A 24,418-nucleotide genomic window follows, 5' to 3' on the forward strand; every position below is an offset into this window, starting at 1 on the left:
CCGGCTGTTGCACGGCGCGCCAGATTACATGCCGCTCGCGCCATGCGGCCTGTACGAAGGTCTATGGATGCCTGAACTCACCACGCCGCTGCCCCGCAACATCGTCGATGCCATCGCCGATGCGGGTTTCGACGTCGATGACATCGCGCGCACGGCGGGCGTCGAGCCCGCGCGGCTGGAGACGGGTGTCACGCTCGAGGAGGCCGACCGCTTCCTCACCGAAGCGTGGCGCGCGGTCGACGACCCTTCCTTCGGCCTGCGCGCGGGCCTCATGCTGCGCCCCGAGCGTTTCGGCATCTCCGGCCTGGCCGCGATGGCAGCGCCCACTTTGCGCGTCGCGCTCGAGCGCAAGGGCCGCTTCAACCGGCTGCTGTGGGGTGACGCGTACCGCATCGAGCAGGAGGGCGACACCGTCACGCTCAGCGTGGAAGCGCCGGACGAATCGCGGCCGTACAGCCATGCGCGGGTGGACACCGAATTCGCTTCGCTCATCGCTTTCGCGCGGCGCTTCACGGAAGTGCACGTGGTACCGGTGCGCCTGACGCTGCGGCGGCCGGCGCCTGCATTCCGGGCACTCTATGGGGACATCTTCGGCTGCCCCGTCGTCTTCGGGGCGCCCGTGAACAGCATCGTCTTCCACCGTGCCGACACCGAGCGGCCGCTGGTCAGTGCCAACCCGGGCGCGGGGGAGTGGCTGGAGCTCGGGGCGCAGGCCGCGCTGGAGAAGATGGACGACAGCCGCGTGACGCCCCGCGTGCGTGCGGCACTGGAGCGGATGCTGCAGGGCGACGAGCCAACGCTGGCTGCTGTTGCTTCGGGGCTGTGCATGAGCGAGCGAACCTTGCAGCGACGGTTGACGTCCGAGGGGACGACGTTTCGCCGGTTGCTCGATGACGTTCGTTGCGAGGTGGCGCAACGCACGCTTGCTGCCGGGAAGCGCAACGTTGTTGAACTCGCTTACCTGCTTGGGTTCGAGGATTCGAACTCTTTCTATCGGTCTTTTCGACGCTGGACGGGGACTACCCCTGAGTCCTTTCGCAAAGGTGTCGCCGCTTAGCTGCCGTTATTGGGGTGAGACCTCGCGGACGCGTCGGACGGTATGCCGCCTGGCCCTTAAGGTGCCGCCGTCCGTCCTTCGGACGGCGACCCTAGCGGCCGGCATGCACCGAGCACGCCGGTTGAACATCGGCGGCCGCAACGGCGGCTCTACATGCGGTCCAGGCGGCATACCATCCGCCACGTCTACACAAGGTAGCGCGCAAGAAAACGCGGACCCGGACATCGCGCCACGTCACGATGTTCGCGCTCGACGGCCGTGCCCTCGGGATGTCTGCGGTGGGTGGGGCCTCGATCCGGCGCGCATGTGGAGACGCCGTTGCGGCCGCCGATGTTTTTCCGGCGTGCGACTTGCTCGTCGGCCGCCAGGGGCTCCGTCCGAAGGACGGACGGCGGAAGATTAAGCGCAGGGCGGGGCCCCACCCGCCGCAGACCGGCGCGCCACTGCCAAACGCCCCAGACGCCAAACACGCCCGAGGCAGCGCAGACAGCCGCGACTCAACCTTGAACCAGCCGACCCAGAGCGATCAAAGCAGGCACGGTGATCGGATCGTGCGCAGCACTCGCCGCAACCGGATGCGACCCGAACTTCGCCACCACCAGCTCCGCCTTCGGCGCGACGTAAAGCCGCTGCCCATGAATGCCGCGCCCCTCGAAGCCACCATGCTCGTTGTGCGTCACCCACCACATGCTGCGGTACGAATAGCCGGGCAGCAACTTGTAGCCGGCCTTCGCGAACTTCGCGGGGTCTTCGCCGCGCGCGATGTCCTGCACCACCGCGGCGGGAATGAGCTGGCGGCCGTTCCACTCGCCCTCGCGGCGCATCAGCTCACCGAAGCGCGCGAGGTCACGCAGGCTCGCGCTCAAGCCGCCGCCACCCATGGGCACGCCGATGGGGTCGACCGTGATGTAGCCGTCCTGCTCGCAACCCAGCTGCGACCACAGGCGCTGCGACAGCATGTCGGCCAGCGGCACACCGGTCACGCGCTTCATGATCCAGGCCATGAGCTCGGTGTTGACGGTCTTGTACGCGAACGCTTCGCCGTGCGCGCCCTCGGGCTTCAACGTGACGAGGTAGTCGTAGAAGCTTTCCGGCCCGCTGTAGCCCGCCGGCCGAGGACGCAAGCCACCCGCGCGCGAATAGTCCCAGATGTCGGCCTTCGGGTCCGCATACGCCTCGGAGTACGCAACGCCGATCTGCATGTCCATGACGTTGCGCAGCGTCGCGTTGGCGTAGGCCGTGCCCTTCATCTCCGGCAGGTAGTGCGGCACGAGCTGGCGCTCGTCGAGCACGCCCTCGTGCACGAGCGTGGCACACAGCGTCGCGGCGTACGACTTCGTGATCGAGAAGCAGCTGTGCGGCACGTGCGGCTGCAGCGCGCCGAAGTAGCGCTCGTACACGCGCCTGCCCTTGTGCAGCACGACGACGCCGTCGGTGTAGGTGTCGTACAGCGACTCGTCCCAGCGCCGCGCGCGGCCGTTCATGTCGGTGAAGGTGAGCGCGTCGATCGCCGCGCCGTCGCCCGGCTCACCCAGCGACGAGGCCTGCCCTTCTCCGCGCCACACGTTCACCGTCGGCACCAGCTCCCGCATGTGCGACAGCGACCAGCGGATCTGCGGGAATGAGAGGAAGTTGTCGTCGGCGAAGCGGATGCGCTTGCCGGGCGCCGGTGGCGAACCCTGCATCCAGCCCAGCTCACGCGGGTCCGACGCGCGGCCGTCCGGGTAGGAGGCGCCGTCGAACTCGAGTGTGCCGGGCGCCGCCATCAGGCGCGCTCCAGGATGAGGGCGATGCCCTGCCCCACGCCGATGCACATCGTGCACAGCGCGTAGCGGCCACCCGTCTTGTGCAGGTGGTTCACCGCGGTCGTCGCCAGGCGCGCACCCGACGCGCCCAGCGGGTGGCCAAGCGCGATCGCGCCGCCGTTGGGGTTGACGCGCGGGTCGTCGTCCTTCAGGCCCAGCATGCGCAGCACCGCCAGCCCTTGCGCGGCAAAGGCTTCGTTCAGCTCGATCACGTCGATCTGGTCCAGCGTGATGCCCGTGAGCGCCAGCACCTTCTGCGTGGCGGGCGCGGGGCCGATGCCCATCACGCGCGGCGGCACGCCCGCGGTGGCCATGCCCACGATGCGCGCCTTCGGCGTGAGGCCGTGCTTCGCGGCCGTGGATTCATCCGCAATCAGCAGCGCGCAGGAGCCGTCGTTCACGCCGCTGGCATTCCCTGCCGTCACGGTGCCATCGGGCTTCACCACACCCTTGAGCTTGGCCAGCGCTTCGAGCGACGTCTCGCGCGGATGCTCGTCCTTGTTGACCACGACCGCATCGCCCTTCTTCTGCGGGATCGTCACCGGCGTGATCTCCGCATCGAAGAAGCCCGCCTTCTGCGCGGCAACCGCCTTCATCTGCGAAGCCAGCGCCATGCGGTCCTGCGCCTCGCGCTCGATCTTGTAGTCGGTGGCCACGTTCTCCGCGGTCTCGGGCATCGAGTCGACGCCGTACTGCTCCTTCATCAGCTTGTTGATGAAGCGCCAGCCGATGGTGGTGTCGTACACGGCGTTCGCGCGCGAGAAGGCGCTGTCGGCCTTGGGCATGACGAACGGCGCGCGGCTCATGCTTTCCACGCCGCCGGCGATCATGAGCGTCGCTTCGCCCGCCTTGATCGCACGCGCGGCCGTGCCGATCGCATCGAGGCCCGAGCCGCACAGGCGGTTGACGGTCGCGCCGGGCACGTCGACCGGCAGCCCAGCCAGCAGCGTCGCCATGTGCGCCACGTTGCGGTTGTCCTCGCCGGCCTGGTTGGCGCAGCCGTAGATCACGTCGGTGACCGCCTGCCAGTCCACCTTCGCGTTGCGCTGCATCAGCGCGCGGATCGGGATGGCCGCGAGGTCGTCGGTGCGCACGGACGAGAGCGCGCCGCCGTAGCGGCCGAAGGGGGTGCGGATGGCGTCGCAGATGAAGGCTTGGCGGGTCATGACAGTTCCAGTTGCAGCAGTTGTTCCAGTTCGCCGCGCGAGAGGCCGTCGACGGTGTCGACCAGCTTCAGCCCTTGCGGCGTGCATTCGAAAGTGGCGAGGTCGGTGTAGATGCGCTTGACGCAGCCGATGCCCGTGAGCGGGTAAGTGCATCTGCGCACGATCTTGCTCTCGCCCTTCTTGGTGAGCAAGTCCATCATCACCCACGTCTGTTTCGCGCCGGTTGCAAGATCCATCGCGCCGCCTACAGCGGGAATCGCGTCCTTCTCGCCGGTGTGCCAGTTGGCGAGGTCGCCCGTGGCGGAGACCTGGAAGGCGCCCAGCACGCAGATGTCGAGGTGGCCGCCGCGCATCATCGCGAAGCTGTCGGCGTGGTGGAAGAAGGAGCCGCCTCGCTGCAGCGTCACCGGCTGCTTGCCGGCATTGATCAGGTCGTAGTCCTCCTGGCCTTCGGGCGGTGCCGGGCCCATGCCGAGGATGCCGTTTTCGCTGTGCAGGATGATCTCCACGCCCTGCGGCAGGTGGTTGGCCACGAGCGTGGGCATGCCGATACCGAGGTTGACGTACGCGCCGTCGTGCATGTCGCGCGCGACGCGCTGGGCGAGCTGGTCCTTGGTGCGCCTGGTGTACGCCATCACGCCTCCTTGCGCGCAAAGCCACCGGCCTGCGTGGCCGTGCGCGGGATCTTCACGACGTGCGTGACGAAGATGCCGGGCGTGACGACGTTCTCCGGGTCGAGCTCGCCGAGCTCCACTACCTCGTACACGCTCGCGACCGTGCGCTTCGCCGCCATCGCCATCACCGGCCCGAAGTTGCGGGCCGCCTTGCGGTAGGTGAGGTTGCCCCAGCGGTCACCGCGCTCCGCCTTGATGAGTGCCACGTCGCCGTGGATCGGTTTCTCGAGGACGTGCATGCGCCCGTCGATCTCGCGCGTCTCCTTGCCCTTCGCGAGCTCGGTGCCGTAGCCCGTGGCCGTGAAGAAGCCGCCGATGCCCGCGCCGGCGGCGCGGATGCGCTCGGCCAGGTTGCCCTGCGGCACCAGCTCCAGCTCGATCTTCCCGCTGCGGTAGAGCTCGTCGAACACCCAGCTGTCCACCTGGCGCGGGAAGCTGCAGACGATCTTGCGCACGCGCCCGGCCTTCAGCAGCGCAGCGAGGCCGTAGTCGGCATTGCCCGCGTTGTTGTTCACGACCGTGAGGTCACGCGCGCCCTGCTCGATAAGGCCGTCGATGAGCTCACCCGGGATGCCGGCCGTACCGAAGCCGCCGATCAGGACAGTGCTGCCGTCGGCGATGCCGGCCAGTGCTTCGGCAATCGACCCTGCGATCTTGTTGACCATGCCCCCAATGCTACGCTTGCCGCCCATGTTTAATCCTTCCCAGGAAGACGTGCGCCGGTTCTTCTGCGCGGTGCACGCCAAGTCGAGCGCGGCACAGCCGATGGACGCGCTGGAAACGCTGGCCTCCCAATGGCTCGCCGAGCACCCGGAATACCATCCCGACGTGGCCGATGCCGAGGCGGCCGTCACGCGCACCTACGACGGCGCCGACGGCCGCACCAACCCGTTCCTGCACCTGTCGATGCACCTGTCGATCAGCGAACAATGCTCCATCGACCAGCCGCGCGGCATCCGCCAGGCCGTGGAGCTGCTGGCCGCGCGCCGCAACTCGCTGCACGACGCGCACCACGAGGCCATGGAATGCCTCGGCCAGATGCTGTGGGAGAGCCAGAAAGCAGGAAGGCCGCCCGATGGGGCGGCCTACGTGGAATGCGTGCAGAAGCGCGCGACGCGCTAGCGTCTTGCGTTCAGCGGAACTTGGGTTCCGGGTGCACCGTCAGTTCGCCGTCGAGCGAGCCGACATAGCTGGCCAGCGCCTTCAGCTCCGCATTGGAGAACTGCTTGGCGATGGCGCCCATCACGCCGTTGCTGCGGCCGACGGACGGGTTGTTCTCGGTCTTGTACGCCTTGAGCACGACGAACATGTAGTCCGAGTACTGGCCGGCGATCTTGGGGTAGCTGGGGTCGATCGGCTTGGACAGGTTGGGGCCGTGGCAGGCGGCGCAGTTGCCCTTCTTCACCAGCTCGGCGACGTTGCCAGTGGGCTCCTTCACCGTGGCGGGGGCGGCAACGGCCTGGCTCGCGTAGAAATTGGCGATGTCGGTGATGTCCTGGTCCGACAGGCTGGAGGCGATGCCGCGCATGGTGGGGTGCTTGCGGTCACCGGCCCTGTACGCGTTGAGCGCGGCGGCGATGTACTTGGCGCCCTGGCCCGAGATCATCGGGACCTTGTGCACCTCGGGGAAGCTGGCCTGGTAGCCCTTGATGCCGTGGCAGCCGATGCACATGGCGATCTTGGCTTCGAGCGACTTGGCGCCTGCCGGGGCCTGCGGCGCGGGCGCGGAGGCCGCGCTCTTGGCGGCAGCCGCCGGGGCGGACGCCTGGGCAAAGCTCGTGGAGGTCGCGCAAGCGACACCGAGGGCGAAAAGCAGGGTCAGCAACTTGTTCATTTTCCGCGCACAATCAGCAGGACAGTTTCTTCGCAACCCGCGATTCTAACAGGCGGGCCACCTTCGCCCTTCCACGCTCGACCCCCATGAAGTTCCAAGGCTCCGAAAACTACGTCGCCACGCAAGACCTCATGCTTGCCGTGAACGCCTCCATCACGCTCAAGCGCCCGCTGCTGGTCAAGGGCGAGCCCGGTACCGGCAAGACCATGCTGGCCGAGGAAGTGGCCGGCGCGCTGGGCATGCCGCTCTTGCAGTGGCACATCAAGAGCACCACCAAGGCGCAGCAGGGCCTGTACGAGTACGACGCCGTGAGCCGCCTGCGCGATTCGCAGCTGAAGGATTTTGAAGGTGGCGAGAAGGTCAAGGACATCCACAACTACATCGTCAAGGGCGTGCTGTGGCAGGCCTTCACGGCCGACCAGCCGGTGGCGCTGCTGATCGACGAGATCGACAAGGCCGACATCGAATTCCCCAACGACCTGCTGCGCGAGCTGGACCGGATGGAGTTCTACGTCTACGAGACGCGCGAACTCGTGAAGGCGAAGCACCGGCCGCTCGTCTTCATCACCTCCAACAACGAGAAGGAGCTGCCCGACGCTTTCCTGCGCCGCTGCTTCTTCCACTACATCAAGTTCCCGGACGCGGAGACGATGAAGCGCATCGTCGACGTGCACTTCCCCGGCCTGAAGAAGGAGCTGCTGGGCGCCGCGCTCAAGACCTTCTACGACGTGCGAAACCTGCCCGGCCTGAAGAAGAAGCCCAGCACCTCCGAGCTGCTGGACTGGCTGAAGCTGCTGGTGGCCGAGGACATCCCGCCCGAGGCACTGCAAAGCAAGGACGAGAAGGTGGCCGTGCCGCCGCTGGTGGGCGCGCTGCTGAAGAACGAACAGGACGTGACTCTCTTCGAGAAACTCGTGTTCATGCAACGACACAATCGATGAGCCCGCTGCTCGCCGAAGGCCTGACCGACGCCGTCGGCTTCGTCGCCGGCGTGCTGGTCGCGTGGGGCATCTCCACGCTCGTCGGCTTCGACCCGCTCTCGCCCGATTGGGACGGCAAGGCGCTCGGCGGGATCGTCATGTCCGGTATCGGCGGCGGTGCGGGCGTGCAGGTGGCGCGCTGGCTTCGCAGGCGTTCGAAGAAGGACTGACATGCGCAAACCCGAACCCGTCATCCTCGACAGCGAACACGTGCGGCTGGAGCCGCTGACCGCGAAACATGTCGACGGCCTCGAAGCCGCGGCGCGCGACGGCGAGCTGTGGAACCTGCGCGTGACCTCGGTCCCGGAGCCGGGCGACACCGCCGCGTACGTTGCTGCGGCGCTGCAAGGCTACGAAGCCGGCCACATGCTGCCCTTCGCCGTCATCGACAAGGCCAGCGGCGCCGTCATCGGCAGCACCCGCTACCACGACATCGTGATGGCCGTGGAGCGGCTGGAGATCGGCTACACCTGGTATGCGAAGAGCCGCCAGCGCAGCCACGTCAACACCACCTGCAAGCTGATGCTGATGCAGCATGCGTTCGACACGCTCGGCGCGAAGCTCGTGGGCTGGCGCACCGACAACTACAACTTCGCGAGCCAGAAGGCGATCGAGCGCCTGGGCGCCCGCAAGGACGGCGTGCTGCGCCACCATGCGTTGCGGCGTGACGGCACGGTGCGCGACACGGTCATGTACAGCCTCACGGCCGGCGAGTGGCCGGAGGTGAAGGCGCACCTCGCCTACCAGCTCGCGAGGCCGCGGTGACCACCGACGTGCTGGAACTGCCCACACAGCGGCCACGCTGGCGGCGCTGGCTGGTCGACAGCGCACTCGCGCGCATCGTCATCTTCACGGCGCTGGCGATGCTGATCGGCTTCGTGTGCGTCGTGCTGTTTCGCGACGCGCTCGGCTGGCTGCGGATGCCGTCGCATTCGGCCCCGCGCCTGGCCGCGGACGTCCTCGTGCGCGTCGCCGCCGCATTCGGCGCGTACTTCTTCATCGTGCAGGTGATCGAAAAGCGGCACGCGGAGGAGCTCGCGTGGCGCAAGGCGCTGCCCCACACAGCGGCCGGCGTGGCTGCGGGCGTCGTGCTGATCGGGTCCGTGATCGGCGCGCTGTGGCTCGGCGGCGCGTACGTCGTGACCGGCACCGGCAGCGACGTGCAATGGCTGCGCCCGCTCCTGGTCTACGGCGTCGGCACGGCGATCATCGAGGAAGTCATCTTCCGCGGCGTGCTGTTCCGGCTGATCGACGAAGCCTGGGGCGTGTGGCCCGCGCTCGGCATCTCGGCGCTCTTCTTCGGCGGCGTGCACATCGGCAACCAGAACGCGACGCTTTGGACCTCGTTCGCCATCGCCGTGGAAGCCGGCGTGCTGCTCGGGGTCGTGTACCACGTGACCCGGTCGCTGTGGGCCTGCATCGGGCTGCACATGGTGTGGAACTTCCTGGCCGGCACGGTGTTCGGCAGCCCGGTTTCGGGCATGGCGCCGGAAGCGAGCTGGCTCGTCGCGCAGTTCCCGGGGCCGGTGTGGCTCACGGGCGGCGCGTTCGGCATCGAAGGCTCGGTGCTCACGGTGCTGCTCAGCCTGCTGCTCTCGGGCGCGCTGCTGGCGGCGGGCGCAAAATACCGCCTGAAGGGGAATACGCGATGATGATCGACTTCTTCTACACGCTGCGCAGCGCCAAGCTGCCGGTGTCGGTCAAGGAATACCTCACCCTCATCGAGGCGGTGAAGGAGGGCGTGGTCGGCCCCATGAGCGACGGCGCGTATTCGCTCGACGACTTCTACTACCTCGCCCGCACGGCGCTCGTGAAGGACGAGAAGCACTACGACAAGTTCGACCGCGCCTTCGCGGCGTACTTCAAGGGCGTGGAGCTGCTGGCCGACTTCACCAAGGACATCCCGCTCGAGTGGCTGCGCAAGAACCTCGAGCTCGAGCTGTCGCCGGAGGAGAAGGCGAAGATCGAGAAGATGGGCTGGGACGAGCTCATGGAGACGCTGAAGAAGCGCTTCGAGGAGCAGAAGGAGCGCCACGAGGGCGGCAGCAAGATGATCGGCACCGGCGGCACGTCGCCTTTCGGTGCTTACGGCTTCAACCCGCAGGGCATCCGCATCGGGCAGGACAAGAGCCGCAACAAGAGCGCGGTGAAGGTGTGGGACCAGCGCGCGTACAAGGACTACGACGACTCGCAGGAGCTGGGCACGCGCAACATCAAGGTCGCGCTGCGGCGCCTGCGCAAGTTCGCGCGCGAGGGCGCCGAGGAGGAGCTGGACCTCGACGACACCATCAAGTCCACCGCGGCCAACGCGGGCTGGCTGGACATCAAGATGGTGCCCGAGCGTCACAACAACGTGAAGGTGCTGCTGCTCATGGACGTGGGCGGCACGATGGACGAACACATCCACCGCGTGGAGGAGATGTTCTCGGCCGCGAAGGCGGAGTTCAAGCACCTGGAGTTCTATTACTTCCACAACTGCGTCTACGACTTCATGTGGAAGAACAACCGGCGGCGCTTCAGCGAGAAGTTCGCGACCTGGGACATCATCCGCAAGTACAACAAGGACTACAAACTCATCTTCGTCGGCGACGCGACGATGAGCCCCTACGAGATCCTGCAGCCGGGCGGCAGCGTCGAATACAACAACGAGGAAGCCGGGGCCGAGTGGCTGCAGCGCCTGACCAACGCCTTCCCCAAGTTCGCGTGGATCAACCCCGAGCCGCAGGGCGTGTGGCAGTACCGCCAGAGCATCTCGGTCATCCAGCAGCTGATGAACCAGCGGATGTACCCACTGACGATCAAGGGCCTCGAAGAGGCCATGCGCCTGCTGTCGAAATAGAATGCCCGGCCTGGCCGCCGTAGTTCAATGGATAGAACGAGCGCCTCCTAAGCGCTAGATACAGGTTCGATTCCTGTCGGTGGTGCCACTGCCTCCCGTGCTGCACCGCACCACGCCGCCCGTCGCCGTCCTACGCCCCGGTGCGAGTTTTCCTACAGACTCCGGCTTGCTGCCCGATAACCTCGCGGGCAAGGGCGTCATCGGCGCGTCACGCACGTGGCCGACGATCGGAAGACACCGGAGACAACAGGAGAGGTTCCATGGGTTCTGCCGACTACCGCATCGAGAGCAGCCACCCCATCGGCGGACGGCTGTGGCCCGCCGCGGGCGCGCAGCAGTACGTGGTGAAGGACCGTGCACTGGCCGTCGCTTTGGCGGCCAAGAGCTTCACGACGCCGGGCGAGGAGATCCGCGTCGTGCACGTGCCCACGGGCGAGATCGTTTTCCGCAAGGCCCCCAATCCCGACGGCCAGGGCGACTGGTCCGGCGAAGCCTAGTCGCGCGTAACACGCACATCTAAGTATCACATCCGTCGCCGGCAAGCGACGGATGCTGTGACGCGGGTCACCTCGCGCCGAAATGTTCGTCCCATTTCTTTACGAGCCGTGGCCGACTCGCGGTCGCCGGGAAGAGTTCCTCCCGGTGTCCGTAGTACCCCCCCAAGAAGTGAAAGGTGGTCATGCCCGCAACCGTATTCGGTACGCCCGCCGTCGCCGTTGAACTCTACATGGCCTTCTATGGCCAAGCGCCCAGCAACCCGATCTACCAGAACTACATCGCCGTCGCGGGGGCTTCTTCCCCGCTGAACCTGGCGCTGACGATCGGCAACCAGTTCGCCAACGTGAGCGACTCGCTCCTGGCGACCAACGTGCTGACGAACCTGGTCATCACCCCGTCGACCATCCCGGCCGCGTCGTTCACGGCACTGCAGACGGCGCTGACGCAGGCCTTCGCCGCGTACCCGACGCAGCGCGGCATCGTCGTGCTCAACGCGATGAACCTCCTGTCCCAGCTGGAGACGGACGCCACGTTCGGCACCGTCGCGCAGACGTTCAACCAGTCCGTTGCGAACGCATACGTCTACGCCTCGAACACGGCCAACGTCCAGACGCAGCTGGGCGCGATCACGACCACGTCGCCCCTCACGGTGAACGCGGGCGACATCGTCAACGGCACGTCCGGCAACGACAGCATCAATGGCAACCTGTTCTTCAACGCGCCGTCCGGTACGTTCTTCCAGACGCTGAACACCGGCGACACGGTCAACGGTGGCGCCGGCACCGACGTGCTGAACCTGGGCTTCAACAGTGCGGGCGCGCAAACCATCGGCGCCACGCTGACGAGCATCGAAGGCCTCGCCGTGAACACCACCGGCACGGGCGCGACGACGCTGGACCTGACGAACGGCACCGGCCTTTCCACGGTCTCCATCAGCAACGGCCGCGCGGGCGGCGACATCACGCTGAACAACGTTGGCACCGTGCTCAGCTCCGTCACGCTGAACAACACGGACGCGGGCATCACCGTCGCGAACACCGCGGCCTCCATTTCCGGGACGGCCGACGCCGTCACGCTGAACCTCAACCAGGCCGGCGCGAACATCTTCATTCCCGTGAACATCACCGGCTACGAGACGATCAACGCCGTCTCCACCGGCTACGCGGACCCGTCCAACGTCAACGCCGTCACCCTCGGCTATTCCGCCGGCGCAACCGTCAAGGTGACCGGCACGAGCTCGCTGAACCTCTCGACCGGCGCCAGCACGAATGCGATCACGGTCGATGCGTCCGGCATGACCGGCACCGGCACCCTGTCGGTGACCGCGAGCGGCGGCGCCAACAACGTGAACGTCACCGGCACGGCCAACAACGACGTCGTCGTCTTCGGCACCAACTACACCACCGCCGACACCTACAACGGCGGCGCCGGCACGGACGCCGTCACGATGTTCGAGGCGTCCGCCGCGAACGTCACCGTGAACCAGTCGAACCTGTCGAACCTCGAAGTCCTGCAGCTGTCCAACGCGGCGACCGCCTCGACGTACACGCCGGCGGTGTTTGGCGGCGCCACCATCCTGACTTTCGCGAACACCGCGTCCGCGGCGAACTGGACGGTCAACTACGGCTCCGGCACGTCCGGCATGAACGTGCGCGTGAACGAGACCGGCGCCGCGCTGACGGTGAACTCCTCCGGCTCGGCCACGAACGACCTGCTGAACCTCATGCTCGGCACCGGCACGACCACCGCGGTCACGCTGGGCGCGGTGGGCGGCACGTTCACATCGAACGGGTTCGAGACGATCACGTTGACGTCCAACGGCGCGATCGGCGCTTCCAACACCGTCGCCAGCCGCCTGAACCTGACGGCAACCGCGGCCACCGAAGTGCTGAACATCGCGGGCGCACGCGACCTGACCCTCAGCGGCACCGTGCGTGCCGACCAGATCAACGCGGCCAACTTCACCGGCAACCTCTCGATGGGTTCGGTGAGCGAAAGCGCGGGCCTGACGGCGGGCGCGGTCGTGATCAACAACGGCGTGCAGATCACCGGCGGCTCCGGCAACGACACGCTGTTCGGCAGCGACGGCGCGGACCAGATCCTCGGCGGCGCGGGCAACGACCGCATCCAGTTCGGCACGGGCGTGAGCCAGGGCGACATCGTGACCGGCGGCGCCGGCACCGACCAGTTCCGCTTCGTTGCCGCGGCCCAGTCCGCGGGCACCGCGCAGGTGGTCAAGATCACCGACTTCGTCGCCGGCACCGACAAGATCGGCCTCGTGGGCATCGGCGCCGTCGCCTCGATCAGCGCCGTCACGACCGGCACCATCACCACGGCCGACACGCTGGCGGCCGTGTACGCAGGCGCGGGCGCGACGACCGGCAGCACCGCCGCCAGCCCCGCAGCCCGTGTGCTGACCGTCGCCAGCGGCCTGCAGGCCGGCACGTTCCTCGTGATCGACACGAACGGCAACAACTCGTTCACCGACACGACGGACATGCTGGTCAACATCTCCGGCGTCACCGGCACGATCACGACGAGCGACTTCGTCTTCGCCTGATCACGCGAACACTGTCATACAGGCAGGGAGGACAGGGCGGCTTCGGCCGCCCTTTTTCGTGGGATTGGGCGAAAGTGGTAAAAGGGCGCCCATGCCCGCAACCGTCTTCGGTACACCATCGGTCGCCGTCGAACTTTATGTCGCCTTCTACGGCCAGGCGCCCGGCAACCCGATCTACCAGAACTACATCGGCCTCGCCGCCACCTCGAGCCCGCTGAACCTGGCGGTGGTCATCGGCAGCCAGTTCGCGGGAGTGGCCGATACGGCCTTGGCCACGCGGGTGCTGGCGAACATCGGCATCACGGCGTCCACCCTCCCGGCGGCTTCATTCAACGCGCTGCAGGCCGCGATGGCGCAGGCCTTCGCCGCCTACCCCGCCCAGCGCGGCATCGTGGTGCTCAACGCCATGAACCTGCTGGCGCAGCTGGAGTCGAACGCCACGTTCGGCGCGGTCGCCCAGGCTTTCAACCGCTACGTGGCCAATGCCTACCTGTTCGCGTCCGACACGGGCAACACGCAGAGCCAGGCGGTGGGCACGACAACGACCACGTCGCCACTGACGGTGAACGCGGGCGACGCCGTCACCGGCACGCCCGGCAACGACACCATCAATGCCAACCTGTTCTTCAACGCGCCTTCGGGCACGTTCCTGCAGACGCTGAACTCCGGCGACGTGGTCAATGGCGGCGCGGGCACGGACCTCCTGAATGTCGGTTTCAACAACGTCGCCGGCGCCCAGACGATCAGCGCCACGCTGACCAGCATCGAGGGCATCGCGGTCAACGCCACCGGCACCGCGGCCACCACGCTGGACCTGACGAACGCCACCGGGCTGGCCACCGTGTCGCTCAACAACGGCCGCGCCGGCGGGGACATCACGCTGGGCAATGTGGGCAGCCGGCTGGGCACCGTCACCATCAACCGCAGCGACGCCGGCCTTACCGTCACGAGCACCGCCGCGGCGGTCGCGGGCACCGCCGACACGGTCGTCCTCAACCTGGTCCAGGCGGGCGCCGGCGGCAGGATTGCCGTCAACCTCGTCGGCTACGAAACGATCAACGCCGTGTCGACGGGGTACACGGACCCGGCGATGGCCAACGCCGTCACCCTCGGTTATTCCGAGGGGGCGACCGTGCGGGTTTCCGGGACGAGCTCGCTCGACCTGCGGACCGGGACGAACGCGGTCACCGTGGACGGCGCCCGCCTGTCGGGTAGCGCTTCCCTTTCGCTGGACGCCAGCCTTGCGGCGAGCGCCGTCAACCTCACGGGCAGCTCCAACGGCGACCGCTTCATCCTCGACGCCAACTATGCCGCGGTGGACACGATCAACGGCGGCGGCGGCGTCGACACGCTTCGCGTCGCGGAGGCGGCCGTGGCGAACGTCACGGACAACCAGGCCAACCTGTCGAACCTGGAGCTGCTGGAGCTGGTCACGGCCGCCAGCGCGTCCGCTTACGCGCCGACGCTCTTCGGCGGTGCGGGCACGCTGGTCTTCTCCAGCGTCGCGTCGGCGGCGAACTGGACGGCGAACTACGCCTCCGGCACGTCCGGGCTGGCGGTGCGCGTCGACGAAACGGGAAACACGCTGGCAGTGAACGCTTCGGGCTCGGCGACGACGGACCTGCTGAACCTCACGCTGGGCACCAGCACGACCACAGCCGTGACGCTTGGCGCGGCCGGCGGCACCTTCACCTCGAACGGCTTCGAGACGATCACCATCGCGTCCAGTGGCGCCGCGGGCACCGGCAACACGGTGGCCAGTCGCATCGAGATGACCGCATCGGCGGCCACGGAGGTGCTGAACGTCACAGGCACGCGTGACCTCACGATCGCGGGCACCGTGCGGGCCGACCAGGTCAACGCGTCGAGCTTCACGGGCAACCTCTCGATGGGTTCGGTGAGCGAGAGCGCGGGCGTGGCGGCAGGCGTGGTCGTGACGAACAACGGCGTGCAGATCACCGGCGGCTCCGGCAGCGACACGCTGTTCGGCAGCGACGGCGCCGACCAGATCGTTGGCGGCGCCGGCAACGACCGCATCCAGTTCGGCACGGGCGTGAGCCAGGGCGACATCGCCACCGGCGGCGCCGGCACCGACCAGTTCCGCTTCGTTTCCGCGGCCCAGTCCGCCGGCACCGCGCAGGTGGTCAAGATCACCGACTTCGTCGCGGGAACCGACAAGATCGCCCTGGTGGGCATCGGCACCGTGGTCTCGATCAGCGCCGTCACGACCGGCACCGTCGCCACGGCCGACACGCTGGCCGACGTGTACGCCGGCGCGGGCGCGACGACGGGCAGCACCGCCGCGAGCCCGGCCGCGCGCGTGCTGACCGTCTCGGGCGGGCTGCAGGCCGGCACGTTCCTCGTGATCGACACGAACGGGAACAACTCGTTCACCGACACGACCGACATGCTGGTCAACATCACGGGCGTCACCGGAACCGTCGCGACCGGCGACTTCGTGTTCGCCTGATCGGGGACTGCCTCAGGCCGAGCGCAGCGTGCGGCTCAGGAGCACCACCGGGATCAGCCCGACCAGCACCAGCGCGATCGAAGGCAGCGCGGCTTCGCCGAGGCGCTCGTCCCGTGCGAGCTGGTAGGCCACCACGGCCAGCGTGTCGCTGTTGAAGGGCCGCAGCACCAGCGTGGCCGGCAGCTCCTTCATCACGTCGACGAACACGAGCAGCGCCGCGGCCGCGGCGGAGCGCTTCAGCAGCGGCCAGTGCACGCGCGCGAGGAGCGCGGGCCCGGCGCTGCCCAGCATCCGTGCCGTGTCGTCGAGGCTCGCCGGGATGCGCGCGTAGCCGCTCTGCACCGACTGCAGCGCCACCGACACGAAGCGCACCAGGTACGCCCACACGATGCCGAGCACGGTTGCCGTCACCCAGTAGCCCGCGCTGGATTGCGGCAGTGCCTGCTGCAGCCAGCCGACCGGCAGCAGCAGGCCGACGACGATGACCGCCCCGGGCACCGCGTAGCCGAGGCTCGCGAGGCGCACCACGCCACGGGTCAGGCCCGACTGCGCGCGGCGCACGCTGAAGGCGAGGAGCAACGCACAGGCCACCGCCAGCGCGGCGCTGATGAGCCCGAGCCGCAGGCTGTGGAAGGCCCACTGGCCGAAACGCTCCCAGGGCAGCGAAGAGCTCTCCGCCACGAGCGCGCGGAGCATGAACGCCAGCGGCAGCACGAAGCCCATCACCACCGGCAGCAGGCAGATCAGCCATGCAACCCAGCGTGCGCCTCCATGCAAGGGCGCGGGTTCCGATTCCGCCCCCGCGCCGCGCCGCTGCGTCGCGGCAAAGCGCAGCCGATGCTGTGCGCGCGTCTCCAGCGCGAGCAGCACCGCCACCACTGCCAGCAGCATCGTCGCGAGCTGCGCGGCGGCGATGCGGTTGTCCATCGACAGCCACGCCTTGTAGATGCCGGTGGTGAAGGTCTGGATGCCGAAGTAGCTGACCACGCCGAAGTCCGCCAGCGTCTCCATCAGCGCGAGCGCAACACCCGCGACCACGGCCGGGCGGGCCAGCGGCAGCGCGACGCGCGTGATGCGGCGGCGCAGCGGCGCACCCAGCAGCCGCGCGGCTTCCATCAGGTGCGCGGCGCGCTCGGCCAGCGCGGTGCGCGCCAGCAGGTACACGTAGGGATAGAGCGCGAACACGAAGACCCAGATGGCCCCGTAGACGTTGCGCACCTCGGGGAACACGCGGCCTTCGAGCCCGAAGCGCGCGCGCAGCATCGTCTGCAGCGGCCCGCTGAACTGCAGGAAGTCGGTGTACGCGTAGGCGATGACGTAGGCCGGCATCGCCAGCGGCAGCAGCAGCGCCCACTCGAACGTGCGCCGGCCGGGGAAATCGAAGAGCGTGACGGCCGCCGCGGCCGTGGTTCCGACGACCGCGGTGCCCACGCCGACGGCCAGGCACAGCCCGAGGCTCGTGAGCGCGTAGTCGGGCAGCACGGTGGCCGCCATCTCGCGCAGGATCTGCGCGCTGGCCTCGTTCCATTGCAGCCACGAGCCCAGCACCGCCAGCACCGGCAGCACCAGCACGGCGGCAAGCAGCAAGAGGGGCAGGTCGGTCAGCGGCCGGACGCGCATGGCACTCGCATCATCCCAGCCCCGAAAGCCATTTCAGTTGATCCAATGCAAATGCGAATCATTGTAGACAACTACAATGGGGGCGCCATGCATGTAGAAGTCAACCGGTTGTCCGTGGCGTACCGGGGGCGCGAGCGCCCCGCGGTCGAGGGGGTTTCCCTCGGCCTGCGCGCCGGGGACATCGGCGTGCTGATCGGCCCTTCGGGCTGCGGCAAGACGACGCTGCTGCGCGCCATCGCCGGGCTGGAACCCGCGAGCGAAGGCGAGATCCGCATTTCGGGCGAGGTCGTCACGGGTGGCGGCACGCACGTCGCGCCCGAGAAGCGCCGCATCGGCATGGTGTTCCAGGACTACGCCCTCTTCCCCCACCTCGACGTCGCGCGCAATGTCGCCTTCGGCCTCGATGCGTGGCCGCGGGGGAAACGCGCGCAGCGCGTGGCCGAGGTGCTGGAGCTCGTCGGCCTCGCCGGCAGCGAGAAAGCCATGCCGCATGAGCTCTCCGGCGGCCAGCAGCAGCGCGTCGCGCTCGCGCGCGCCCTCGCCCCGCAACCGCAATTGCTGCTGCTGGACGAGCCCTTCTCCAACCTCGACGTGGACCTGCGCGAGCGGCTCGCGCACGAGATCCGCGGCATCCTCAAGGCCGCGCAGGCCACGGCCCTCTTCGTCACGCACGACCAGCTCGAGGCGTTCGCCATCGGCGACGAGATCGGCGTGATGCACGAAGGCAGGCTGCACCAGTGGGACGACGCGTACACGCTGTACCACCGCCCCGCCACGCGCTTCGTCGCGGACTTCATCGGCCACGGCGTGTTCGCCAATGCCACGCTCAAGCGCGTGGGCAACCAGGTGATGGTGCACACCGCGCTCGGCCCGCTTGCCGACAGTGCGGAGTGCCCGCTGCCCAGCGCCTTCAGCTACGGGCAATGCGAGGTGCTGCTGCGCGCCGACGACATCGTGCACGACGACGACGCGCCGGTGAAGGCCGAGATCCTGCGCAAGGCCTTCCGCGGCTCGGAGTTCCTCTACACGCTGCGCCTGGCCACCGGCGAAGTGCTGCTCGCGCACGTACCCAGCCACCACGACCACAAGGTCGGCGAGTGGATCGGCATCCGCGCGCAGGTGGACCACGTCGTCACGTTCCAGCGCGAGGCCGGCGCGGCCGCGGCTCCGATCGCGTCGTTCGCCGCGTAGCCCGGGTCTCCTCCTCTTTCGAAGCGTCCATAGACTTCCGGTCAGGTTGCGATCGAGGGGAGGACGCCTAGCATGGGTTCAGCCAACCCACGCGCCAGGAGCCCAGCGAATGACACCGACGACCGCCACCCAGCAAACCCCCGCGCGGCTGCGCGCCTACGGCGCCGCTGCCGCCGGCTCCGGCGGGGGGCGCGACCACAACGCGGCGATCCGCGAAGCGGCCCAGAAGCGCATCAAGGCGGGCGTGTTCGGCGCAGCCGCGGCGGCCAAGGCCGAACTCGACCGCCTCGCCGCCGAGATCGCGCTGGAGACGGGCAGCATCCTGCTCACCGCACCGGTCAAGAGCGAGGAACGGGCCGCCGAGAAGGTCAAGGGCGACTACCGCGGCGACTGGCTCGACCTGAAGGATGCGGCGCGCATCACGCTCATCGCGCGGGACGAGCAGAACCTGAAGGCGGTGATCGGCACGATCCGCAAGCGCATGCGCGCCGGCACGGGCCATTGGCTCGTGAAGGACCAGTACGTGTACGAGCCGCACAAGGAGTGCGGCTACTCGGGCTACAACGGCGTCGTGCGCTTGGGCATCCCGCCGAAGGAAGTCAAGGCCAGGCCCCTGCCCGAAGCCTTTCACCCGATCCTGATGGACGAGCTCAAGACGCAGGTCGTGCTCGATGGCTTCGCGAAGGGCACCAAGCCACCCGCCTACGCCGGCCGCTTCGGCGAGATCCAGGCGAACTCGGTGGCCATGATGTACGGCAAGATGAGCAAGGACAGCTTCATCCGCATGCTCGGCTCCGCCCAGTACTTCCTCTGCCGGGCCAGGTTCGGTGTCGAAGGCGGCGCCGCGCACACGCTGTATGAGATCTCGCGCAGCGTGAAGTCCTCGCCCGACGACCGCCGCGCCGCCGAGGAGCTTTGCAGGCGCTACCACCGGCGCCTGCGCAACCAGGACGGGATGGGCGCCGACCCGCGGCTGAACTTCGAAGTGCTCCTTTTCTGCAAGGGCGTGCACGCCGGCTCGCTTGCCACGCTGCGGCAGCGGTGGCGCAGCGGCGCCCCCCACGCCGACCAGCGCCGCGCCGAGGCCGTGCTCTTCATGCGCCAGTACGCGCGCTTGCACGGCATGCCCAAGGTGGGCGACTTCCTCTTGAACCCGGAGCTGCTGCCGCTGTGCGTGCAGCCCGCCGCGCCCGCGTCAGCGCCCGCCGCGTAGGTTCACCACGGCGTCCCGCAGGTCGTGCGCCCAGGCGCGGCGGTCACGGCCCTGCGCGGCTTGCGGCTCGCCGAACGCCACGACCGCGGTGATGTCCGCCGACAGCGTGGCCCACGCCGATTGCAGCAGCGAGATGTCGCCGTCGTAGCGCGGCGCCAGGCTCGTGTTGCCTTCCCGGTCGAGGAAGGACAGCGCCATCGGCTGCACCGGGGCGCCGGCCGAGATCGCCGCCTGCAGCAGGTTGGCGTGGAAGGGCAGCACGAAGGTGCCGTCGGTGGTGGTGCCTTCCGGGAACACGCCGACGACCTGGCCCGCGCGCAGGCTCTCGGCCATGTGGTGCACCACGCGCATCGCATCGCGCCGGGACTCGCGTTCGATGTAGAGCGTTCCGCCCCCGGTGGCCAGCGGCCCGATCAGCGGCCAGCGCTTGATGTCGGCCTTCGCGACGAAGCGGCAGTGACGGGCTGCGTGCATCACGAGGATGTCGAGCCACGAGATGTGGTTGGCGACGAGCAGCACCGGCCCCGCCGCGGGCGGCGTGCCTTCGACACGCAGCTGCACGCCCATCACCTGCAGCATCCTCGCGGCCCAGGCCTGCACGCGCTCGTTGCGTTCGGCCTGCGTGAGGCGCGGGAAGGCGAAGGTGATGGTGAACCAGCCGCCGACGGCATGCAGCAGCGCGCGCGCGAGGCGCCACGCTGCTTTCAGGTGCGCTCCCATCCTTCGTAGGCGATCTGGCCCCCGACGATCGTGCAGCGCACGCGCCCGGGTAGCTCATGCCCGGCGAAGGGCGTGTGCTTGCCCTGGCTGCGCAACGCGCCAGGCTTCACCTCCCACGCGTCCTGTGGATCGAAGATGCACAGGTCGGCGACGCCGCCATCGACCAGCTGGCCTGCACTCGCTTGCAGCGTCCCGAGGGATGCGCCCAGCACGCGCGCCGGCTCGCAGGTCAGGACCGAGAGCGCGCGCATAAGGCCCACGCCGCTTTCCTGCCCCCATTTGAGCGCCAGCGACAGCAGCAGCTCGAGGCCGGTGGCGCCGGGCTCGGCTTCCGCGAAGGGCAGCGTCTTGTCGTCGGCGTCGACGGGCGTGTGATCCGAGACGAGCGCGTCGATCGTGCTGTCGGCCAGGCCATCGCGCAGCGCGTCGCGGTCGCGCTGCTGGCGCAGCGGCGGGTTCAGGCGCGCGCGGCTGTCGAAGTAGCCGATGTCCACGTCGGTCAGGTGCAGCGAGTTGATGCTGACGTCGCAGCTCACGAGCAGGCCCTCCTGCTTCGCCTGCCGCACGAGCTGCACGCCCGCGGCACTGCTGATGCGGCACAGGTGCACGCGCGCGCCGGTGGCTCGCATCAGCTCGAAGATCGTGTGCAGCGCGATCGTCTCGGCCGCGACCGGCACGCCCGAAAGCCCGAGCCGCGTTGCCAATGGCCCGCTCGCGGCCACGCCCTTGCCCAGGTGCAGCTCCTGCGGCCGCAGCCACACGGTGTAGCCGTAGGTCGCGGCGTATTGAAGCGCGCGTTGCAGCACCTGCGTGTTCGCGAGCGGCACCTCTGCCTGGCCGAATCCGACGCAGCCGGACTCGGTGAGCTCCGCCATTTCCGTCAGCACTTCACCCGCGAGGCCGCGCGTGAGCGCGCCGAGCGGGAACACGCGCGACTGGTGCAGCTTCTCCGCGCGGTACTTGAGCATCTCGACCAGGCCCGGCTCGTCGAGCACCGGGTCGGTGTCCGGCGGGCACACGAGGCTGGTGACGCCACCGGCAACCGCGGCCGCCAGCTCGCTTTCGAGCATGCCCTCGTGCTCGTACCCCGGTTCACGCAGCCGTGCGGTGAGGTCGACGAGGCCCGGCGCGACGATGCAACCGCTCGCGTCGATCACCTTCGCCGGGTTGAAGCCCTCGGGCGCCCGCCGCAGCGACACGACGCGGCCGGCGGCCAGCGCGACGTCGCAGATCTCGTCGAAGTTGCGCGCGGGGTCGAGGACGCGTCCGTTCTTGATCAGGATCTTCATGGGTTCTCGTTCTCAGGCTTCGTGGCTCGCGACGATGCTCATCACCGCCATGCGCACGGCGATGCCGAAGGTCACCTGCGGCAGGATCACGCTTTGCTGCCCGTCGACCACGGCGGAATCGATCTCCACGCCGCGGTTGATCGGGCCGGGGTGCATGACGATCGCATCCGGCTTGGCCAGGGCGAGGCGCTCGGGTGTGAGCCCGAAGCGCTTGAAGAACTCCTGCGACGAGGGCAGCAGCGCGCCGCTCATGCGCTCGTTCTGCAGGCGCAGCATGATGACCACGTCGCAGCCCTTGAGGCCTTCTTCGAGCGTGTGGCAGACGCGCACGCCCATCTGCGCCAGGTCGCCGGGCACCAGCGTCTTGGGCCCGACCACGCGTACCTCCGCGCAGCCGAGCGTCGTGAGCCCGTGGATGTCGGAGCGCGCGACGCGCGAGTGCAGCACGTCGCCGACGATCGCCACCGTGAGGTTGGAGAAATCCTTCTTGTAGTGGCGGATGGTGTACATGTCCAGTAGCCCCTGCGTGGGGTGCGCATGCCGGCCGTCGCCCGCGTTGATCACGTGCACGTGCGGCGCGACGTGCTGCGCGATCAGGTAGGGCGCACCCGATTCGCTGTGCCGCACGACGAACAGGTCCGCCGCCATCGCCGACAGGTTGGCGATGGTGTCGAGCAGCGACTCGCCCTTGGCGGTGGAGCTGCGCGCGATGTCGAGGTTGATCACGTCGGCCGACAGGCGCGTGGCCGCGATCTCGAACGTGGTGCGCGTGCGCGTGCTGTTCTCGAAGAAGAGGTTGAACACGCTCTTGCCGCGCAGCAGCGGCACCTTCTTGACTTCGCGGTCGGAGACGCTCACGAAGCTGGACGCGGTGTCGAGGATGTGCGTGAGGATGTCGCGCGGCAGTCCCTCGATGGAGAGCAGGTGGACCAGCTCGCCCTGCTTGTTGAGTTGGGGGTTTCGCTTGTAGAGCATCAGTTCGGTTCCACCTTGAAGCTGAAGCGGCCGTCGGCGGCGCGCGCGAGTTCGAGCGACTGCGACGCCGGCAGCGACACGCGCGCGGCCGCGAAGTCCGGCTGGATCGGCAGCTCGCGGCCGCCGCGGTCCACCAGCACCGCGAGCTTCACGCTTGCGGGGCGGCCGTAGTCGAACAGCTCGTTGATCACCGCGCGGATCGTGCGGCCGGTGTAGAGCACGTCGTCGAGCAGCAGCACCTGCGCGCCCGCGATGTCGAAGGGCAGCTGGGTGTGTGCGCCTGAGCCCGAGAGCCCCCGCTTGGCGAAGTCGTCGCGGTGCATCGCCGACGAGATCTGGCCGTGCGCGCCTGCGAGGCCGAGGTCCTTCTGCAGGCGTTCGGCGAGCCACGCACCGCCGGAGGTGATACCGACCAGTCGCGTGTCGGCACCCAGCATCTGCTGCACGCCGCGCCTGAGCTCGCCGTACAGCGCTTCCGCATCGAGGGAGAGCATGGTCATGGGGGCAAACTCCTGAGGAACTGTTCGAGGATGACGCACGCTGCACCCGCGTCGGCGTCTGCGTACTCGGACCCGCCGGCCACGGTGCTGTACCGCTCGTCCACCTCGTACACCGGCAGGTTGCAGCGCGCGCGCAGCTGCCGCGCGAACTTGCGCGCGCGAGCCGTATTTTCGTGGCTGGCGCCGTCCGGGTGGAAGGGAACGCCGACGACGAGGGCATCGGGCTGCCATTCCTTCACCCGCAGCGCGGCGGCGGCCAGGCGCGCGTCGTTGCCTTCGCTGCGGATGGTCGGCTGCGGCGTGGCGGTGCGCGTGAGGCGGTTGCCCACGGCCACGCCGGTCCGCTTGAGACCGAAATCGAAAGCCAGAAAGGTTTGTTGGTTGGAGGGAACGTCGAGCACCTCGGTGCTCATGCGTGCCCCGCCCCCGGCGACAGCATCCAGGCCTGCAGGCCCAGCAGCGACAGCGCCTTGTCGTAGCGCTGCTCGATCGGCGTGTCGAAGATGACCGAGGTGTCGGCATCCACCGTGAGCCAGCTGTTCTCCGCCAGCTCTGTTTCCAGCTGGCCCTCGCCCCAGGCCGAATAGCCGAGGGTGACGAGCAGCTTGCGCGGGCCGGCGCCGGTGGAGATGGCTTCGAGCACGTCCTTCGAGGTGGTCATCTCCAGCCCGCCGGGGATGGTCATCGTGGAGGCGTAGACGGACTCCTGCGGGTCCTGGCCTTCGGCCACCACCGCCTCGTGCAGGACGAAGCCGCGCTCGGTCTGCACCGGGCCGCCTTGCAGCACGGGCATCTTCGCGACGTCCTCGCGGCCCAGCGGCAGGTCCACCTTCTCGAACAGGTTCTTGAGGTTGATGTCGGTGGGCTTGTTGATCACCAGGCCCAGCGCGCCGCGCGGGCTGTGCTCGCACAGGTAGACGACGCTCCTGGCGAAAGCCGCGTCCTCCAGCCCGGGCATCGCGATCAGGAAATGATGCGTGAGGTTGATGGAGGGGGACTCGGCGGGCATGATCCCCGATTTTAACCA

24 protein-coding genes and 1 tRNA gene are annotated in these 24,418 nt (G+C 68.4%); 13 read left to right on the forward strand and 12 right to left on the reverse strand.

Annotation, left to right across the window (positions count from 1 at the left end; all coding sequences use genetic code 11):
• Positions 1-67 precede the first annotated feature (67 nt).
• Positions 68-1,057 (forward strand): AraC family transcriptional regulator, encoded by a 990-nt coding sequence (locus tag H8R02_RS01715; RefSeq protein ID WP_187079610.1) that lies wholly within the window; start codon positions 68-70, stop codon positions 1,055-1,057.
• Between the two features lie 497 nt (positions 1,058-1,554).
• On the opposite strand, the gene H8R02_RS01720 is transcribed toward H8R02_RS01715, so the two are convergent.
• The 4 genes from H8R02_RS01720 to H8R02_RS01735 are packed head-to-tail and all read right to left on the reverse strand — an operon-like array spanning position 1,555 to position 5,367.
• Complete coding sequence (locus H8R02_RS01720) at positions 1,555-2,823, reverse strand: serine hydrolase domain-containing protein (RefSeq protein ID WP_187079611.1); 1,269 nt, start codon at positions 2,821-2,823, stop codon at positions 1,555-1,557.
• A complete protein-coding gene (gene pcaF / locus H8R02_RS01725) occupies positions 2,823-4,028 on the reverse strand; it encodes a 3-oxoadipyl-CoA thiolase (RefSeq protein WP_187079612.1) in 1,206 nt (401 codons plus the stop codon). Before pcaF ends, H8R02_RS01720 begins: the two co-directional genes overlap by 1 nt.
• Positions 4,025-4,663 carry a 3-oxoacid CoA-transferase subunit B gene (locus tag H8R02_RS01730; protein ID WP_187079613.1) on the reverse strand — a complete coding sequence of 213 codons (639 nt, stop codon included), beginning with the start codon at positions 4,661-4,663 and terminating at the stop codon, positions 4,025-4,027. The genes pcaF and H8R02_RS01730 overlap by 4 nt, the downstream gene beginning before the upstream one ends.
• Positions 4,663-5,367: a 3-oxoacid CoA-transferase subunit A gene (locus tag H8R02_RS01735; protein ID WP_187079614.1), complete on the reverse strand. Its 705-nt coding sequence runs from the start codon at positions 5,365-5,367 to the stop codon at positions 4,663-4,665. Before H8R02_RS01735 ends, H8R02_RS01730 begins: the two co-directional genes overlap by 1 nt.
• 25 nt (positions 5,368-5,392) lie before the next feature.
• Between H8R02_RS01735 and H8R02_RS01740 the strand changes: the two genes are divergently transcribed.
• Complete coding sequence (locus H8R02_RS01740) at positions 5,393-5,824, forward strand: DUF1841 family protein (RefSeq protein WP_187079615.1); 432 nt, start codon at positions 5,393-5,395, stop codon at positions 5,822-5,824.
• 10 nt (positions 5,825-5,834) lie between these two features.
• Here H8R02_RS01740 and H8R02_RS01745 read toward each other — a convergent pair whose 3' ends face one another.
• A complete protein-coding gene (locus H8R02_RS01745) occupies positions 5,835-6,536 on the reverse strand; it encodes a c-type cytochrome (RefSeq protein WP_187079616.1) in 702 nt (233 codons plus the stop codon).
• 86 nt (positions 6,537-6,622) lie between these two features.
• On the opposite strand from H8R02_RS01745, the gene H8R02_RS01750 reads away from it, so the two are divergent.
• From H8R02_RS01750 to H8R02_RS01790, 9 genes are all read left to right on the forward strand, one after another.
• Positions 6,623-7,477: an AAA family ATPase gene (locus tag H8R02_RS01750; protein WP_187079617.1), complete on the forward strand. Its 855-nt coding sequence runs from the start codon at positions 6,623-6,625 to the stop codon at positions 7,475-7,477.
• Positions 7,474-7,686: a hypothetical protein gene (locus tag H8R02_RS01755; RefSeq protein WP_187079618.1), complete on the forward strand. Its 213-nt coding sequence runs from the start codon at positions 7,474-7,476 to the stop codon at positions 7,684-7,686. The genes H8R02_RS01750 and H8R02_RS01755 overlap by 4 nt, the downstream gene beginning before the upstream one ends.
• Before the next feature lies 1 nt (position 7,687).
• Positions 7,688-8,281, forward strand: coding sequence for a GNAT family N-acetyltransferase (locus H8R02_RS01760; RefSeq protein WP_187079619.1), 594 nt, complete (start codon positions 7,688-7,690; stop codon positions 8,279-8,281).
• Positions 8,278-9,168: a CPBP family intramembrane glutamic endopeptidase gene (locus tag H8R02_RS01765; protein ID WP_222622307.1), complete on the forward strand. Its 891-nt coding sequence runs from the start codon at positions 8,278-8,280 to the stop codon at positions 9,166-9,168. Before H8R02_RS01760 ends, H8R02_RS01765 begins: the two co-directional genes overlap by 4 nt.
• On the forward strand, positions 9,165-10,355 hold the full coding sequence (locus H8R02_RS01770; protein ID WP_187079620.1) for a vWA domain-containing protein: 1,191 nt from the start codon (positions 9,165-9,167) through the stop codon (positions 10,353-10,355). The genes H8R02_RS01765 and H8R02_RS01770 overlap by 4 nt, the downstream gene beginning before the upstream one ends.
• A 13-nt stretch (positions 10,356-10,368) precedes the next feature.
• A tRNA-Arg gene (locus H8R02_RS01775) sits at positions 10,369-10,443 on the forward strand.
• A 172-nt stretch (positions 10,444-10,615) separates the two neighbouring features.
• Positions 10,616-10,852: a hypothetical protein gene (locus H8R02_RS01780; RefSeq protein ID WP_187079621.1), complete on the forward strand. Its 237-nt coding sequence runs from the start codon at positions 10,616-10,618 to the stop codon at positions 10,850-10,852.
• Between the two features lie 182 nt (positions 10,853-11,034).
• Entirely contained in the window at positions 11,035-13,413 is a 2,379-nt protein-coding gene (locus tag H8R02_RS01785; RefSeq protein WP_187079622.1) for a beta strand repeat-containing protein, read from the forward strand.
• Between the two features lie 91 nt (positions 13,414-13,504).
• Positions 13,505-15,883: a beta strand repeat-containing protein gene (locus H8R02_RS01790; RefSeq protein WP_187079623.1), complete on the forward strand. Its 2,379-nt coding sequence runs from the start codon at positions 13,505-13,507 to the stop codon at positions 15,881-15,883.
• Positions 15,884-15,895: 12 nt separating this feature from the next.
• Here H8R02_RS01790 and H8R02_RS01795 read toward each other — a convergent pair whose 3' ends face one another.
• Positions 15,896-17,503, reverse strand: coding sequence for an ABC transporter permease (locus H8R02_RS01795; RefSeq protein WP_187079624.1), 1,608 nt, complete (start codon positions 17,501-17,503; stop codon positions 15,896-15,898).
• An 87-nt stretch (positions 17,504-17,590) separates the two neighbouring features.
• Between H8R02_RS01795 and H8R02_RS01800 the strand changes: the two genes are divergently transcribed.
• The gene (locus H8R02_RS01800) at positions 17,591-18,694 is read left to right on the forward strand and encodes an ABC transporter ATP-binding protein (protein ID WP_187079625.1); all 1,104 of its coding nucleotides are present in this window, start codon (positions 17,591-17,593) and stop codon (positions 18,692-18,694) included.
• A 109-nt stretch (positions 18,695-18,803) separates the two neighbouring features.
• Complete coding sequence (locus tag H8R02_RS01805; protein ID WP_187079626.1) at positions 18,804-19,907, forward strand: hypothetical protein; 1,104 nt, start codon at positions 18,804-18,806, stop codon at positions 19,905-19,907.
• On the opposite strand, the gene H8R02_RS01810 is transcribed toward H8R02_RS01805, so the two are convergent.
• Genes H8R02_RS01810 through H8R02_RS01835 form a run of 6 tightly spaced genes read right to left on the reverse strand, consistent with a single transcriptional unit; the run spans position 19,890 to position 24,400 of the window.
• Entirely contained in the window at positions 19,890-20,627 is a 738-nt protein-coding gene (locus H8R02_RS01810) for a lysophospholipid acyltransferase family protein (protein ID WP_187079627.1), read from the reverse strand. The genes H8R02_RS01805 and H8R02_RS01810 overlap by 18 nt on opposite strands.
• Entirely contained in the window at positions 20,612-21,916 is a 1,305-nt protein-coding gene (locus H8R02_RS01815; protein ID WP_187079628.1) for a dihydroorotase, read from the reverse strand. Before H8R02_RS01815 ends, H8R02_RS01810 begins: the two co-directional genes overlap by 16 nt.
• Before the next feature lie 12 nt (positions 21,917-21,928).
• Positions 21,929-22,891, reverse strand: a complete 963-nt coding sequence (locus H8R02_RS01820) for an aspartate carbamoyltransferase catalytic subunit (RefSeq protein ID WP_187079629.1) — start codon at positions 22,889-22,891, stop codon at positions 21,929-21,931.
• Positions 22,891-23,391 carry a bifunctional pyr operon transcriptional regulator/uracil phosphoribosyltransferase PyrR gene (gene pyrR, locus H8R02_RS01825; RefSeq protein WP_187079630.1) on the reverse strand — a complete coding sequence of 167 codons (501 nt, stop codon included), beginning with the start codon at positions 23,389-23,391 and terminating at the stop codon, positions 22,891-22,893. The genes H8R02_RS01820 and pyrR overlap by 1 nt, the downstream gene beginning before the upstream one ends.
• Positions 23,388-23,804 carry a Holliday junction resolvase RuvX gene (gene ruvX, locus H8R02_RS01830; RefSeq protein WP_187079631.1) on the reverse strand — a complete coding sequence of 139 codons (417 nt, stop codon included), beginning with the start codon at positions 23,802-23,804 and terminating at the stop codon, positions 23,388-23,390. Before ruvX ends, pyrR begins: the two co-directional genes overlap by 4 nt.
• Complete coding sequence (locus H8R02_RS01835; protein WP_187079632.1) at positions 23,801-24,400, reverse strand: YqgE/AlgH family protein; 600 nt, start codon at positions 24,398-24,400, stop codon at positions 23,801-23,803. The genes ruvX and H8R02_RS01835 overlap by 4 nt, the downstream gene beginning before the upstream one ends.
• Positions 24,401-24,418 lie beyond the last annotated feature (18 nt).

Source organism: Ramlibacter albus (genome assembly GCF_014297445.1).
GTDB classification, from domain to species: Bacteria; Pseudomonadota; Gammaproteobacteria; order Burkholderiales; family Burkholderiaceae_C; genus Ramlibacter; species Ramlibacter albus.